This is a genomic window from Nocardiopsis sp. NPDC049922 (genome assembly GCF_040660275.1).
GTDB lineage: Bacteria > Actinomycetota > Actinomycetes > Streptosporangiales > Streptosporangiaceae > Nocardiopsis.
The window spans coordinates 131,616-146,240 of the sequence record NZ_JBFAME010000007.1 but is presented as its reverse complement, the minus strand read 5'-3'; the positions used below and the strand labels follow the sequence as shown (position 1 = coordinate 146,240).

Annotated in this window: 12 protein-coding genes; 7 read left to right on the top strand and 5 right to left on the bottom strand. The window is 73.2% G+C overall.

The window, feature by feature from the left end:
- The first annotated feature begins 56 nt into the window (after positions 1 to 56).
- The 3 genes from AB0I72_RS15290 to AB0I72_RS15280 are packed head-to-tail and all read left to right on the top strand — an operon-like array spanning position 57 to position 2,569.
- Positions 57 to 911, top strand: a complete 855-nt coding sequence (locus tag AB0I72_RS15290; protein ID WP_358568032.1) for an ABC transporter permease — start codon at positions 57 to 59, stop codon at positions 909 to 911.
- Positions 908 to 1,747, top strand: coding sequence for an ABC transporter permease (locus tag AB0I72_RS15285; protein WP_358568029.1), 840 nt, complete (start codon positions 908 to 910; stop codon positions 1,745 to 1,747). Before AB0I72_RS15290 ends, AB0I72_RS15285 begins: the two co-directional genes overlap by 4 nt.
- 27 nt (positions 1,748 to 1,774) lie before the next feature.
- Complete coding sequence (locus AB0I72_RS15280; protein WP_358568026.1) at positions 1,775 to 2,569, top strand: ABC transporter ATP-binding protein; 795 nt, start codon at positions 1,775 to 1,777, stop codon at positions 2,567 to 2,569.
- Between the two features lie 390 nt (positions 2,570 to 2,959).
- Here AB0I72_RS15280 and AB0I72_RS15275 read toward each other — a convergent pair whose 3' ends face one another.
- Positions 2,960 to 3,892 (bottom strand): LysR family transcriptional regulator, encoded by a 933-nt coding sequence (locus AB0I72_RS15275; RefSeq protein WP_358568023.1) that lies wholly within the window; start codon positions 3,890 to 3,892, stop codon positions 2,960 to 2,962.
- Between the two features lie 69 nt (positions 3,893 to 3,961).
- Between AB0I72_RS15275 and AB0I72_RS15270 the strand changes: the two genes are divergently transcribed.
- Both AB0I72_RS15270 and AB0I72_RS15265 read left to right on the top strand, forming a co-directional pair.
- On the top strand, positions 3,962 to 5,191 hold the full coding sequence (locus AB0I72_RS15270; RefSeq protein WP_358568020.1) for an MFS transporter: 1,230 nt from the start codon (positions 3,962 to 3,964) through the stop codon (positions 5,189 to 5,191).
- Positions 5,192 to 5,285: 94 nt separating this feature from the next.
- Positions 5,286 to 6,236, top strand: a complete 951-nt coding sequence (locus tag AB0I72_RS15265) for a ring-cleaving dioxygenase (RefSeq protein ID WP_358568017.1) — start codon at positions 5,286 to 5,288, stop codon at positions 6,234 to 6,236.
- An 89-nt stretch (positions 6,237 to 6,325) separates the two neighbouring features.
- On the opposite strand, the gene AB0I72_RS15260 is transcribed toward AB0I72_RS15265, so the two are convergent.
- Positions 6,326 to 6,826 (bottom strand): ATP-binding protein, encoded by a 501-nt coding sequence (locus tag AB0I72_RS15260; RefSeq protein ID WP_358568014.1) that lies wholly within the window; start codon positions 6,824 to 6,826, stop codon positions 6,326 to 6,328.
- A gap of 479 nt (positions 6,827 to 7,305) precedes the next feature.
- Here AB0I72_RS15260 and AB0I72_RS15255 point away from each other — a divergent pair, with 479 nt between their 5' ends.
- Positions 7,306 to 9,441 carry a tetratricopeptide repeat protein gene (locus tag AB0I72_RS15255; protein WP_358568011.1) on the top strand — a complete coding sequence of 712 codons (2,136 nt, stop codon included), beginning with the start codon at positions 7,306 to 7,308 and terminating at the stop codon, positions 9,439 to 9,441.
- A gap of 351 nt (positions 9,442 to 9,792) precedes the next feature.
- On the opposite strand, the gene AB0I72_RS15250 is transcribed toward AB0I72_RS15255, so the two are convergent.
- A complete protein-coding gene (locus AB0I72_RS15250) occupies positions 9,793 to 11,016 on the bottom strand; it encodes a hypothetical protein (RefSeq protein ID WP_358568008.1) in 1,224 nt (407 codons plus the stop codon).
- 214 nt (positions 11,017 to 11,230) lie between these two features.
- On the bottom strand, positions 11,231 to 12,388 hold the full coding sequence (locus AB0I72_RS15245; RefSeq protein WP_358568005.1) for a DNA-binding protein: 1,158 nt from the start codon (positions 12,386 to 12,388) through the stop codon (positions 11,231 to 11,233).
- A 362-nt stretch (positions 12,389 to 12,750) separates the two neighbouring features.
- Between AB0I72_RS15245 and AB0I72_RS15240 the strand changes: the two genes are divergently transcribed.
- Entirely contained in the window at positions 12,751 to 12,903 is a 153-nt protein-coding gene (locus tag AB0I72_RS15240) for a hypothetical protein (RefSeq protein ID WP_358568002.1), read from the top strand.
- Between the two features lie 326 nt (positions 12,904 to 13,229).
- Here the strand turns inward: AB0I72_RS15240 and fxlM are convergent, their stop codons facing one another.
- Positions 13,230 to 14,414, bottom strand: coding sequence for a methyltransferase, FxLD system (gene fxlM, locus AB0I72_RS15235; protein ID WP_358567999.1), 1,185 nt, complete (start codon positions 14,412 to 14,414; stop codon positions 13,230 to 13,232).
- Between the last annotated feature and the right edge of the window lie 211 nt (positions 14,415 to 14,625).

Genomic DNA, 14,625 nt, shown 5'->3' with positions numbered 1-14,625 from the left:
CACCGGGACGCGCCCGCCCCGTGCCCACCCCCACCCGACCTGGACGCACTGATCAGATGACCAAGACAGACACCGCCGACGCGGGGCGCACACCCGGCACGCCCGACCGGGCCGCCCGCCCGCGCGGCCCCGCCCGCACCGGACCCGACCGCGCCCTCTTGGGAGCCGTGGGCATCGCCTCCCTCCTCCTGCTGTGGGAGGCCGTACCGCGACTGGGCCTGGTCTCCGACCGCTACCTGCCGCCCGCCTCCGAGGTCCTGACCGTCCTCGCCCAGCGCGCGACCACACCCGGATTCTGGACCGCGGTCGGCGACACCCTCCACGGGTGGGCCCTGGGCCTGGCCATCGCCTTCGCCGCCGCGACGGTGCTCGGCCTCGCCCTGGGCTCCCTGCCCCGCGTGCGCGCCTTCACCACCTCCACGGTCGACTTCCTGCGCCCCATCCCCTCGGTGGCCCTGATCCCGCTGGCCGTCCTGCTCTACGGCACCGACATCCGGTCCACACTGCTCCTGGTCGTCTACGCCTGCTTCTGGCTCATCTACATCCAGGTGCTCTACGGCGTCGCCGACGTCGACCCCGTCGCCGAACAGACCGCCCGCTGCTACGGGCTGGGCCGCCTGGCCCGCATCAGGCACGTCGTGTGGCCCACCACGCTGCCCTACCTCATGACCGGCCTGCGCCTGGCGGCGTCCGTCGCCCTCATCCTGTCCATCACCGCCCAGCTGATCATCGGCTCTCCCGGCATCGGCCAGGAGATCGCCGTCGCCCAGTCCAGCAACGCCGTCGCCTACGTCTACGCCCTCATCGTCGCCACCGGCGTCCTGGGCGTGGCCATCAACACGGGCGTGCGCGTCCTGGAACGGCGCGTGCTGCGCTGGCACACCTCCGTCCGCGGGGAGGCCACCCCATGAACCGCCCCACCCGGGCCGCCGCGCCCGGCCACCCCGCGCGGCCCCGCCCCGCCACCGCCGCCGCTCGGACCCTCCTGCGCACGGCGCACATCCTGCTGCTGCCCGCGCTGCTCATCGGCCTCTACGCCTACTCCACCGCCACCTCCGGCGGCTTCTACACGCCCCCGCCCGACCTCATCGCGGGCGCCTTCGTCGACCTGTGGTTCTCCGAGCGCCTGCTCGTCGACGTCGTCCCCAGCCTCGTCCGACTGCTGACCGGCTTCACCGTCGCCGTCGTCCTGGGCGTGTCCCTGGGCGTGGTCCTGGGCCTGTCCACCCGCGTGCGCGCCGTCCTCGAACCCGTCCTGGAGTTCCTGCGCGCCATCCCGCCGCCGGTCCTGATCCCGCTGATGATCCTGCTCGTGGGCATCGACGACACCATGAAGGTCCTGGTCATCGTCTCCGGCTGCGTGTGGCCCATCCTGCTCAACACCGTCGAGGGCGTCCGCGCCGTCGACCCCGTCCTGGCCGACACCGCCCGCTGCTACGGGCTGCGCACCGGCACCCGCCTGCGCGTGCTCGTCCTGCGCTCGGCCAGTCCCCAGATCATGGCGGGACTGCGCCTGGCCCTGGCCCTGGCCGTCATCCTCATGGTCATCAGCGAGATGTTCGCCAGCTCCAGCGGCCTGGGCTTCGCCATCGTGCAGTTCCAGCGCACCTTCGCCATCCCCGAGATGTGGGCCGGCATGGTCCTGCTCGGACTCATCGGCTTCGCCCTGTCCGCCGCCTTCGAACTCGTCGAGGGACGCGTCCTTCGCTGGCACCGCGGCCTGCGCGCCGCCCACCGCGGCGAGTAGACCCACCACCAAGGAGAACACGCCACCATGCTCAAGGTCACGGGACTGCGCAAGACCTACCACGGGGGAGGGAACGCCGTCGAGGCCGTCCGCGACCTCACCTTCGAACTCGGCGAGGGCGAACTCGTCTGCCTGGTCGGCCCCTCCGGCTGCGGCAAGACCACCCTGCTCAAGTGCATCGCCGGACTCATGCCGCCCACCAGCGGCACCGTCGAACTCGCCGGCGCGCACGTCACCGCCCCGCCGCCCGACATGGCCGTGGTCTTCCAGGAGTACGGGCGCAGCCTCTTCGCCTGGATGACCGTGCGCGCCAACGTCGAACTTCCCCTGAAGGAGAAGAAGCTGCCCAAGCGGCGCCGCCAGGAGCTCGTCGCCGAGTCCCTGGAGGCGGTCGGACTCACCGCGTTCGCCGACTCCTACCCCTGGCAGCTCTCCGGCGGCATGCAGCAGCGCGTGGCCATCGCCCGCGCCGTCGCCTACGAGCCCAAGGTCCTGCTCATGGACGAGCCCTTCGCCGCCGTCGACGCCCAGACCCGCGCCGACCTGGAGGACCTCATCCGCGACCTCTGGCAGCGCCTGGGCGTGACGGTCCTGTTCGTCACCCACGACATCGACGAGGCCGTCTACCTCGGCGAACGCGTCCTGGTGCTGTCCTCCTCGCCCACCGTCGTGCAGGACGACATCACCGTCGACCTGCCCGTGGAACGCGACCAGCTGACCACTCGCCAGGACGAGCGGTTCACCGAACTGCGCGCCCGCGTCTACGCCGAGATCCAGCAGGCCAAGAACGGCGTCGGCACCGCCACCGCCGCCGTCCGCTAGCCGACGTCGAACGGGGTGCACCCGGCGCACACGGCGACGGGCCGCGGCGGGTGCGGCGCCAGAGCCGAGCACCGTCTGCGTCGTCCGGGAGAAGGTCACGTCCCCTGGCGTGGTGCAACTTTCCTACGGCCGCGTCCTTGCGGGTCCTCCCGGTGGGCTGCCGTAGCCGGACGGCCACCGTGCGGCCTCGACGCCCCTGGCCGGGGAGCACAGACGCGCATCCGGGGGACAGGGCCGGAAGAGTTCCACCACGTGGTGGGACGTCATCCGGGAGAACGTACGCCTCCACCGCGTGCGGGGTCTCGCGTCCCAGGGACGGGAACCCCGCGCACGTGGCGCCGGTCCGGGCGGGTCCGGGTCCGGTCGGCGTCGAGGGAGCGGGGCCGAGCCTCAGCCCGTCAGATCGGGGATGAGGCTCGGCCCCACCCGCCGCACGTGCGCACGGAACAGCGCCACCGCCGGGGGTTCGTACCCGCCCCCGGACCCCTCCTCCGGCCAGACCACCCCGATCGGCCGCGTGGTGTCGGCCCCGCGGATCGCCAGCTCCACCGTCCCGCCCAACGGCCCCCGGGGACGCGCGGGCAGCACCGCCACCCCGAGCCCCGCCGCGACCAGCCCGCGCGCCGTCGCGATGTCGTCGGCCTCGAACGCCACCCGGGGCGTGAACCCCGCGCGGTCGGACAACCGGTCGGTCAGGTGGCGCACCCCGCGCCCCGGCTTGAGCAGGATGAACTCGTCCCCGGCCGCCTCCGCCACCCGCACCCCGCCCGTCACGGACGCCAACGGGTGATCCTCGGGCACCACGAGCCGCAGCGCCTGCGTGTGCAGGGTCGCCGACGCCAGCCCCGGCCCGGACGGCAGCGGCGAGGTCAGCGCCAGATCCGCGCCACCCGAGGAGACCCGCCGCAGCGACTCCGCCCACGCCTCCTGGGTCAGCGTGAACCGCACCCCCGGATGCCGCGCCCGGAACCCGCGCAGCAGCGCCGGAACCACCTCCACGCCCAGCGTCGGCAGGAAGGTCAGCGCCACCCGCCCCTCCTCGGCGTCGGTCAGCTCCGCCAACCCCGCCCGCAGGTCCTCCAGGGCACGCCGCACGTGCGGCAGCAACAGCCGACCGGCGCGGGTCAGCCGCACCCCGCGCCCCGTGCGCTCCACCAGCGCCATCCCCAGCTCCTCCTGGAGCCGGGCCAACGCGCGGCTCAGCGTCGGCTGGGGCATGTCCAGCACCTCGGCGGCCTGGGTGACGTGCTCGGTCTCGGCCACCGCCGCGACCATGCGCAGCCGCGGCGCCAGGACGCTGACCAGGGCATCAGGAGTACTCATACCTTTCAGTATGGAACAACCACAACACATGCATTGGACGTATGAAACGGGTCTTCCTAGCGTGGAACCATGTCCGCGACCAGCAGTTCCGTGCCCGTCCACGACACCCGTCCGCGCGCGGGCACCCGCGCCTACCGGCGCACGGTCGTCGCCATGGTCGCCGCCGCCGTGGCCACCTTCGCCCAACTGTGGTCGGTCCAGCCGATCCTGCCCGCCATCGCCACCGGCTTCGACGCCTCCGCCGCCGAGGCGGCGCTGGCCGCGTCCCTGGCCACCGGCGGCCTGGCCGGGTTCACGCTCGTCTGGAGCGGGGCCGCCGACCGGATCGGCCGAGCCCGCGTCATCGCCCTCTCCCTGCTGGCGGCCACCCTCCTCGGTTGCCTGGCGCCCCTCGCCGCCGACCTGCCGGTCCTGCTGACCGTCCGCGCCCTCCAGGGGGCGGCCCTGGGCGGCGTGCCCGCGGCCGCCGTGGCCTACCTCGCCGAGGAGATCCACCCCGTCGACGCCCCGCGCGCCACCGGGCTGTACATCGCGGGCAACCCGCTGGGCGGCATGGGCGGGCGCCTGCTGGCCGGGTTCGCGGCGGACCTGGGCGGCTGGCAGTGGGGGATCGCGGCCAACACCCTGCTCGGCGTGGTCGCGCTGGCCGTGTTCGTGCTGGTCCTGCCGCGTCGGCGCGCCCGCGAGAGTCCCGCGCCCGACCGCGTCGCCGGGCCCCGCCCGCGCGGACGGCTGCGCGCCGCCCTCACCACACGGGGGCTGCCCGCCCTCTACGCCCAGGCGCTGCTGCTCATGGGCGCGTTCATGACCGTCTACAACCTGCTCGGGTTCCGGCTGGTCCAGGAGCCCTTCGGGCTGTCCCAGTCGACGGCCTCCCTGCTGTTCCTCGCCTACACGGCCGGGATGCTCGGGTCGGCCGTGGCGGGGGCGGCCACGGTTCGCTGGGGCGGGTACGCGGTCCTGCTGGCCGCCACCGCGCTCATGGCGGTCGGACTGTCCGGCCTGGTCACCACGTCGCTGGCGGCTCTGGCCGGCGCCCTGCTGGTGATGACCTTCGCGTTCTTCGCCGCCCACGCCACCGCCTCGGCGTGGGTGGGCCGCCGCGCGACGGCCGGGCGGGCGCAGGCCATGGCCGTGTACACGCTCGCCTACTACCTGGGGGCGAGCCTGTTCAGCTGGTGCGGCGGACTGGTCTACGACGCCGTGGGCTGGCGTGGCGCGGTGGTCTACGCGCTGGCCCTGTGCGCGCTCGCGGCGCTGGTGGGCCTGCGCCTGCGCCGACCGCCGGACCATTCCTGAACCCGGTTCCCCGGAGGTTTGCCGCCACCGGCGGAGGGCAGGTCCTCCCACGGCGTTCTGTTCAAACTTCAACTACGTGTCGGAAGGCGACGGAATGGACGTGCGCCCCACGGGCCTGCACCACGTGACCGCGATCGCGACCGATCCCCGCGCCAACGCGGACTTCTACCGCGACGTGCTCGGCCTGCGCCTGGTCAAGCGCACGGTGAACTTCGACCTCCCCGACACCTACCACCTGTACTACGGCGACCGCGCGGGCAACCCCGGCACCGTCCTGACCTTCTTCCCCTGGCCCGACGCCCCGCCCGGCCGCTCGGGCACGGGGCAGGCCACCACCACGACGCTGTCCGTGCCCGAGGGGTCGCTGGGGTGGTGGGCCGACCACCTGGCCGCACTGAACGTGGCCGCCACCCGCCCCACCGAGCGCGCCGAGGAGGACGTCCTGGCGCTGCGCGACCCCGACGGCCTGCTCATCGAACTCGCCGCCAACGCCGACCCCCACGACACCGACCCCTGGGACGGGGGAGCGGTGCCGGTCGAGCGCGCCGTCCGGGGCATCCGGTCGGTCACGCTGACCGAGCGGGACGCGGAGGAGACCGCGCGCATGCTCGGCGACCGGCTCGGCTTCCGGCTCGTGGACGAGTTCGGGGACCGCCTGCGCTTCCGCACCGGCGCGGCCACCCCCGGAGTGGGCACCATCGTCGACGTCATGGCCGATCCCGGAGCCGAGCGCGGCCTGGTCGCGGCCGGGAGCGTCCACCACGTGGCCTACCGGGCGCCCGACCGCACCGCCCAGGACGCCTGGCGGCTGGCCCTGACGCGTGAGGGAGTGGACGTCACCGAGGTCCGCGACCGCTGCTACTTCACGTCGATCTACTTCAACGAGCCCGGCGGCGCGCTGCTGGAGATCGCCACCGACGGCCCCGGCTTCGACGTCGACGAACCGCTGCTCGAACTGGGCCGCGCCCTGCGGCTGCCGCCGTGGCTGGAGCCGGACCGCGAGAGCATCGAGCGGCGCCTGCCGGGCATGGGGGAGACGGGGTGAGAGGACGCGCGCGCCCGGCCTGACCGGGCCCGCGGACCGCGGTGGCGTCCCGTGTCCCCGGGTGTCACCGCCCCTTTCGGGCCGAGCGCTCAGCGGGCGGCGCCGGGCCGGTCGATCTCGGCCCACACGTGCAGGCCCGCGCCGTCGTGGTGGCACACGCCCCAGCGGTCGCTGCACGCCTCGACCAGCATCAGGCCCCGGCCGCCCTCGGCCTCGGCGTCACCGACCCGGGTGCTCGGCCCGAGGAGGACCGGCGTCCCGCGGTCGAGGACCTCCACGAGCAGCCCGGGGCGGCGCGCGCGGTCGTCCCACCAGGTCAGGGTCAGGTCCACGGGCGGTCGCCCGTGCCTGACGGCATTGGCCACCAGTTCGGAGACGACCAGGTGCGCGGCGTCACCGACGATCTCCTGACCCAGGTCGCGCAGGAAGTCCAGGACGACTCCGCGCGCGTTGCGGGCGGCGTGCAGCGTGTGGGGAAGTCGGCGGGACAGGCGCGCGGGGTGGGCGGTCCTGCTGTCGGCGGGCGCGGACCCGGTTCCGGGCCGGTCGGCGCTCCTGGGAGCGATGACCGTGCTGGCGACCGTGCACATGAGGGCTTCCTTGGCAGAAACGGGACAGGAGCGGTGTCCGGAGCCGGTCCAGCGGTCGTGGTGACCCCGACGCCTGTGTCGGGGGAGTGGGACGCGGCGTCCCGCGCTCCTGGTTTCTTCCACTGTGACGAAGTCCACCGCACTTGACAAGGGATTCATTGGTAAAACATGGTGTTCGCAACGGATTCAGTGTGGTAATGCCCGACAGGCAACACATTCAGCCGTTGCGGTGGAAGGAGTTCGTCGTCGGGACGCCCGGTCGCGCGGGGTTTCCGTGCTGCGGCGATAGTGAATCTACGTCGTAAAGGCGGCGGTCTCGTCCACTCACCGACACCACGGTCACCTCGCTCTTCGCGTTCGCGCCGACACCACCCGTGTAACCCTCCGCCCTCCCGGGAAGATCAGACATCGAATGCTCTCCTGACAACCCCTCAGAAACGGGGACGATCCCCTCCACAACCCCCACAGTGCGAGGTCCCATGGACACCCATCCCCAGCACCCCGACCCCGCGCGGGCCACGCACAACCACGCCGACGTCGCCGCACCCGCCAACCTCGTCCAGAGCGGCGCCATCCACGGAGGCGTCCACTTCCACGCGCCCCGCACCGACACCGGCGTCCCCCGCCAACTCCCGCCCCCGCCCACCGAGTTCACCGACCGCCAGCGCGAGCTCCGCGAACTCGCCTCCGCACCGCACCACGACACCGACCTGGCCGTCCTCGTCGGCACCGGGGGAGTGGGCAAGACCGCCCTCGCCGCGCACTTCCTCGCCCACCACGCCGACCAGTACCCCGACGGCCAGCTCTACGCCGACCTCGCGGGCTTCACCGGCGGAGCCGATCCGGCCGACCCCGCCGCCGTCCTCGACGGATTCCTCCGCGCCCTGGGCGTCCCGGCCCGCCAGATCCCCCAGGGCCTCGAACCGCGCGCCGCCGAGTTCCGCACCCGCACCCACGGAAAGCGGCTGGCCCTCCTGCTCGACAACGCCGTCTCGCCCGCACAGGTCCGCACCCTCCTCCCCGGCGAGGGCGCACACCGGGTCATCGTCACGACCCGCCTGCACCTGCTCGGCCTCGTCCCCCACGGCGCCCGCTTCGTACACGTGCGCCCCCTCGACCACCAGGCCGCCGTCGAGCTCCTCAACGCCCTCCTCAGCGGCCACCGCGACGACCTCCCCGGAGCCACCTCCCGCAGACTCGCCGACCTGTGCGGCCGCCTCCCGCTCGCCCTGCGGGCCGTCGCCGGACGCCTGCGCCTGCGCCCCGGCCGCCCCGCCCAACGCGTCGTCGACGAACTCTCCGACGAGCACCGCCGCCTGTCCGCCCTGAGCCGAGACCGCGACAGCTCCGTGACCGCCGTCTTCGACGCCTCCTACACCGCCCTCCCCGACGACGTCGCCCGCCTCTACCGCCTCCTCGGCCTCCACCCGGGACCCAGCATCGCCCTCGACGCCGCGATCGCCCTGGACGGCGGCGACCCCTACGACACCGAGGACCGCATCGAAGCCCTCCTCGACGCCAACCTCCTCCAGGAGGACGCCGACGGCCGCCACCGCTTCCACGACCTCATCCGCGACCACGCCCGCGCCAGGGCCCACACCGACGAACCCGAACCCGAGCGCGCGGCGGCCCTCGACCGGCTCGTCGACCGCCACCTGCGCACGGCGGTCGCGGCGGACCTGAGGCTCAACCCCCGACGCTGGCACCTGGGCCCGCTCTTCGCCGAGGCCGCGAACGCCCCCTCGCCCTTCCCCGACCACGACACCGCGCTGGCCTGGCTGGAAGCCGAACTCCCGGTCCTGCGCTCCCTGGTCCGGCTGTGCCACGACACCGGCCGACACCAGGCCGCCTGGCAACTGTGCGAAGCCCTGTGGGCCCTGTTCACCCTCCGACAGCACTTCGAGGCCTGGACCGAGACGCACACCCTGGCCCTGGCCTCGGCCGAGGCCATCGGGGACCCGGCGCCGATCGCCCGGACACTGCTCGCCCTCGCCAACGCCCACCTCAAACTCCACCGCACCGACCAGGCCCTCGACGAGTACTCGCGGGCGCTCGAACTGTGGGAGGCGATCGACCACAGGCTCGGCCAGGGCACCTCCCTGGAGAACCTGGGCACCCTCGCGCTCATCGCCGGCGAACACGAACGGGCGGTCGCCCACTACGACCGGGCCCGGCGGATCTTCGCCGAGGAGGGGGTGGAGCGGGGCGTCGCGCTGATGGACCGCCACCTGGGCGACGCCCATCGCGAACTCGGCGCCCACGACACCGCCCTGGACCACTTCGCCCGCGCCCACCGGTACTTCACCGGCATCGCCGACGACTACATGACCCTGCGCACCCTCATCGGCCAGGGCATGACGCACCTGCGCGAGGAACGCGAACCGCGGGCACGCGCGTCGCTCGTCGAGGCGCTGGCGATCGCGCGGCGCTGCGGCGCGCGCCTGGAGGAGGCGCGCGCCCACACGCTGCTCGCCGACCTCGCCCGGCTCAGGCGGCGTGCCCCGGACGAGCGCGACCATCTGACGCGCGCACTCGCCATCTATACCGAACTGGGCGCCCCCCAAGCCGCAGAGACACAGCTCCGTCTGAGCCAGGCGGGCGACCCAACGCCCTGACCACCGCACCCGCCACCGCGGCCGGGTCCTCTCCGACCCCGCCGAGCACGCCCACCGTGTGCAGCAGGCACAGCACGAGGGCCACGTGTTCCTCGGGGATCGCCGCCGACAGAGCGACCGCACCCCCGTCCGCCACGGCGACCCTCCAGAACCGCTCGCCGCGCACCGCCGCCGCACGGCATCCGGGGAAACGGTCCAGCAGGGCGGTCGCCCCGCCGGACCCGTCGGTGATGACGTCCGCCAGCCCCCGCGCGTGGTCGCAGGCTCCCGTCACGGCCCACACGAGGTCGTCCGTGGCCACCGTGGCCGGACGTCCCGGCGTGGACAGCCGTGCGCGCACGAACCGGACGCCTACCACCGCTGCTCCTGGCCGAGCAGGGACGGCGACAGGACCGGAGGCGGCACCGGCAGCGCGACGGCGGGCCGGTCCGGTTCGGGCAGCCCCATGAGCCGGTAGACCGCCTCGCGCAGCAGTCGGGCCGCGTCGCCGGGAGCGGACGTGAGCATCGAGGTGAACCACTCCGCGCGTTCGGGAACGTGCTCCCGCGCGCAGGCGCGCACCTGCGGCAGGAACGGGCGTTCGGCGTCCAGTCGGGGCACGGCCCTGCCGAGCAGGTCGGTGTGCGACGCCGGTACGACGTCCTCGTGCGGGAACTGCGCGAGCAGGACCGGTCGCCCGGCCGCCGCCGCGTAGTAGGTCACGCTGCCGTGGTCCCCGACGACGACGTCGCACGCCGCGATCGCCGCCTGCCAGCCGCCCTCCGGGGGCAGGAGCCCGACGGCGTCGCCCATCCACGCCCGCACCTGCCGGTGCCCGTGCACGGCGTGCACCCCCGGGTGCACGGCCGTGACCACGCGCACGCCGTGCGGGGCGAGTTCGGCCGCGAGTCGGCCCGGCAGATCGGGCATGCGGCCCAGGAGCGAGTGCGACCACCAGGTGGAGGAGACGAACACGAGCGTCTGCCCCTCCGACACGCCCAGCGCGCGCCGGTAGGTGTCGCGTTCGGGCAGACTCGCCAGGACACGGTCGAAGGTGGGGTCTCCGACCACGTGGGCGACCTCCACGGCCTGGGGCACGTGCCGGGCCAGGACCGACCGCTGCCGGTGGTGGGGGATGCCGATCATCGCGGGCACGATCCTGCCCTGGAAGACCAGCCCGGACAGGGAGGACCCGATGATCTCCCGCGGCGCCTCGGGGCCCTCGCCGGAGTGTCGTGCGCGGAGCTTGCCCGGTCCGGAGCCGTGTTCGATGGTCAGGACCGGGGCGTCGAGCTGTTCGAGGCCGCCGAGGCTCGCGGCGACGGCCAGGTCGAAGCGGCGCGAGGTGGCCTGCTCCCAGTCGAGCACGGCCGCGCCCAGCCGGTCGACGTAGGCGGCCCCGCTCCGCGCCGCGCGGGAGAACGGCGGCACGGTGAAGACGACCTGCACCCGGGGGTCGGACTCGAACAGGGGCAGCACGTCGGCCAGGCGGGTCGCGGCGGTCAGGTGGTGGACGACGGCCAGGACGGTGCGGTCGGTGCGCCAGGTGGCCTGGAAGTTGACTCCCGGGCCGCCGCGCTGACGGATGTCGTTCATCCGTGCTCCTCTCTAGAGATCGGAGCACGAGCGTCGCCCGGAGGACGTGACGAACCGCCTGCACGGGACCTGACATCGGCCTGCGATCCACATGACGATTCGCCTGCACCCGAGAGGGCCCTGGTCGGGTCAGCCGACGAGGAGGCCGCGCGCGATCAATGTCCTGGAGAGAGCATGGGGGCAGTACTCCTCGCAGGCTCAACCGTCCTCGTTCTCAGGGAGCCGCGGTGAGCTCGCGAGCGGCCTCACGCAGACTCGGCCGCCCGCGAGCCCCGTCCAGCAGGCGGGCCGCGCGGGCGAGCGTGCGCTCGGTGCGCACCGACGCCACCTCGCCCCGGTGGGGCAGCACGTCACGCACCAGCACCGTCTCGGCCTCGGCCCACGCCTGGGCGTGGGCCAGCGCCCACAGCAGGCTCGCCTGGTAAATGGACGCCGCCCAGGCGTACCCCTCGGGCTGGTGGCAGGCGGCGGCGAAACGCTCGACAGCCTGGCCCCACTGGCCGGTGTCGGCGCAGATCATGCCGTGGTGCCAGTCGATCTCGGCTTCGCTCAGCCACCACGCCCACGCCGGATCCCGGTCTCGGAGCCCGTCCAGGTAGCTGCTGCGGGTCGCCTCGATCAGGTCGCGTGCGCGGGTGTGCTCGCCCATCTGGGCGGCGGCCCGCGCGGCCCGCAGGGTGAACAGCGTGCGCACGCTGCCCTTGGCTCCGTCGGACAGGACAGTGTCGCAGATCCGGGCGGCTTCGACGGGTTGGCGCAGGTGGGTGTCGGCCATGGCGAGCTGGCCGAGCACGAAGTACTCCATGGACCGATCCCCGGCGATGCGCGCGCTCAGCAGGGCCTCCAGACTCATGCGCCGGGACAGGTCCTGACGTTCGGCGTCGTAGGCGACCCATCCGGCGATCTGTTGGGCCTCGGCCGCGGCGGCGAGCACGTCCCGGGCGTCGCCGAACCGCGTCATGGCGGTGCGGTGGGCATGAGCGGCGGCCCGCACCGCCGCGTCCACCATGTCGCGGGCCCCGAACCGGGTGTCCAGGGCGACGATGTGAGCGCTGGTAGCGCGCACCGCCGCTGCCACCTCGGCGGCCCTGCCGCGCCCCGGCAGTTCCAGGAGACCGGGAGTGAACGCGCCTTCCTGGTCGAGGTCGAGGCCCAGCACGCGGGCCAGCAGCAGCCGGTAGCGTTCGCGGGGCCGGTAGGTGCCCTTCTCCCAGTCGCGGATCATCCGCACCAGGCTTTCGGCCGTCGCGGTCACATCCTCCCCGCCAGCGCGGCGCAGCTCGCGTGCCAGGCGGGCCAGGTCCCAACCGCGACCTCGACGCGCGTCGCGCAGGCGCTGGGCCCAGTCGGGGCGGGGGTGTTCGAGGGGCATGGTCGCATTCTCGCCACCGATGGGCTCCTCTAACCGCCGGTGTCTCCGTGAGCCTCCGCCTCTCTCCGCCTTCCTCACCCTGACACCGCGCCAGCATGCGGTCACCGTGGAATGCGGGATCGCCCAGGGGTCTTCTCGTGCCTGCGCCGCACTCTCGACCGTCCCATCCGCCGCTCGGGCGCACTGCCGTGCGACCCGCATGGGACGCCCTGCTCGGTGGCCGAGTTGGAGCCGTCCTCGACCGCGCGGTGCCCCCTGGCAGGACCTCGCGGACCTGGTGCCGCACCTGGTCATGGCCGGACACACCCCCGCCGCCGAGTGCTTTCTGTCTGGGGCGCGCGTGGCGTGAGGCCGACGGGGAGGTGCTCACCAGCTACGCCGTCGCCTACGCCGGGTACTGGAGGCGGATGAGCCGCAAGCCATCGCCGATGGGCGTTCCGCATCTGCGCCGCTACCAGCGTCGGGCGGCGGCCGCGGCCCTGGACTGGGTCCGCCACCGCACTGGCGCCGTCTAGAAGACTTCTCCGCGCTCGTCGGCTCCCGATGTCGGGGAGGCGAGGACGCCGCGTGGCTGGCCGCTGTGGAGTTCTCCGGCGTTGACTTTCGCGACGGCGTCGGCGACGAGACCGTCGTAGAGGAACTTGCAGCGGAGTAGATCCCGGGTTTTCTCCAGTGTCAGGTTCCCTTCGTGGCCGTGCTGGCGAGCGTGGTGGCCGTTCCCGGCACCAGGCGGAAGCGCAACCGGGAACGGCCCCAGGGGTGCCTTCCGAGGGTGGCAGACCGCTCGTGGTTCCGGTGCCTGTCCCCAACCAGGAACCTCACGGGCGAGTGTGCCCGGCCCTCAGTGCCACAGCGGGGTCAACGTGGTCTCCTCACCATCGAGGATCAGCTCGAAGGTCACGTCCGCGTGGCGGTCCCAGTCACGGATCTCGGAGCCCATGCGCTCAGCGAGCTGGTGCCCGGCCTCGCCGTGGCCGATCACTCCCAGCTCCCACACGTTCTTCTGGTCGGGAACCTTTCGGGCGGTGAGGTAGGAGAGCCCACGCCCCGTGGCGGGGACACTTGCCATGTCCCCCCACGGCAGGCCAGGGGTGACGAGTCCGGAGTCGATGACGGCGCGCGACACGTTCATGCGGGACAGGGAGTTGTCGAGGGTGAGCGCCAGGCGCAGCCACAGCCCGTCACGCGGTTCCCTACCGCCGATCGTCACCCCGGTCCACACCGTGACCGCGGCCTCCTCCAGGACCCCGGTGACCTGTTCGGGAGTGATGTGCTGTTCCTTGTTGGCCTGGATCGTGACCGTCCCGCCTTCGGCGACGGGCACGTAGGTGCGGGTGTCGTCGCCGATGCTGTCTCGCAGCGGCATGAAGGTGGCCAGTTCGCTGTCCACGCTCACCCAGCGGTCGCCGTCACGCTCGAAGACGATGGACCGGTTCACGTCCCCGGCGATCCGCACCGGCGCGATCAACCGCCCGTCGTCGGCCAACTGGTGCACCCAGGCGGCGGGGATCTGATGGGACCCGACGGTGGCGATGATCCGATCATAGGGAGCACCGTCCGCATGTCCGAGCGCCCCGTCGCCGAGGACGACCCGCACGTTGTCGACCCCGTTGTCCTTGAGCCGGTCGGTGGCGTGGTCGGTGACGTCGGAGTCGACGTCGATCGTCACCACCCGCCCGGTCGGGCCGACCAGGTGCGCCAGGAGTCCGGCGTTGTACCCGGTCCCCGTCCCCAGCTCCAACACCCGCATCCCCGGCTCCAGCGCGGCTTGTTCCAGCATCATCGCGACGATCCTGGGCGCGGACGCGCAGCTGATCGATCGGCCGTCGTCGTTGTCCTTGATGGACACGGTCATGCGGGGTGCGTAGGCGTCTTCCAGAGGGGCGTTGGGCACGAACGCGTGCCTGGGCACTGTTCGGAACGCCTCGGCCACACGGGCGGTGCGAACGTGTCCCCCATGGCGGAGTTGGTCGACCAACGCCTGACGCGCGGCGGCGTCGTCGGTCGGGGTGGTCGTGCCGGTCATGATGACCTCTCTGGCGATGTTCGACAGGATGGCTGCTCCCGGTGCGGCAGTCTCCACCAGTGGAACGACCCGCACCCACCCAGCCTCCAGTGGGAGCGGCCCGTTCTCGACGAGCGGCGGGTTCGGGTGGTCATGAGGGTGCGCACCTGTTGGGCGAGCGTCGTGCCGAGGTGGAAGGGTTCGGGTCGGTGACGCAGGTCCGTGACGCGTG

Coding starts and splice junctions, on each gene's coding strand:
- AB0I72_RS15290 (WP_358568032.1), top strand. CDS start 57: ATGACCAAGACAGACACCGCCGACGCGGGGCGCACACCCGGCACGCCC.
- AB0I72_RS15285 (WP_358568029.1), top strand. CDS start 908: ATGAACCGCCCCACCCGGGCCGCCGCGCCCGGCCACCCCGCGCGGCCC.
- AB0I72_RS15280 (WP_358568026.1), top strand. CDS start 1,775: ATGCTCAAGGTCACGGGACTGCGCAAGACCTACCACGGGGGAGGGAAC.
- AB0I72_RS15275 (WP_358568023.1), bottom strand. CDS start 3,892: ATGAGTACTCCTGATGCCCTGGTCAGCGTCCTGGCGCCGCGGCTGCGC.
- AB0I72_RS15270 (WP_358568020.1), top strand. CDS start 3,962: ATGTCCGCGACCAGCAGTTCCGTGCCCGTCCACGACACCCGTCCGCGC.
- AB0I72_RS15265 (WP_358568017.1), top strand. CDS start 5,286: ATGGACGTGCGCCCCACGGGCCTGCACCACGTGACCGCGATCGCGACC.
- AB0I72_RS15260 (WP_358568014.1), bottom strand. CDS start 6,826: ATGTGCACGGTCGCCAGCACGGTCATCGCTCCCAGGAGCGCCGACCGG.
- AB0I72_RS15255 (WP_358568011.1), top strand. CDS start 7,306: ATGGACACCCATCCCCAGCACCCCGACCCCGCGCGGGCCACGCACAAC.
- AB0I72_RS15250 (WP_358568008.1), bottom strand. CDS start 11,016: ATGAACGACATCCGTCAGCGCGGCGGCCCGGGAGTCAACTTCCAGGCC.
- AB0I72_RS15245 (WP_358568005.1), bottom strand. CDS start 12,388: ATGCCCCTCGAACACCCCCGCCCCGACTGGGCCCAGCGCCTGCGCGAC.
- fxlM (WP_358567999.1), bottom strand. CDS start 14,414: ATGACCGGCACGACCACCCCGACCGACGACGCCGCCGCGCGTCAGGCG.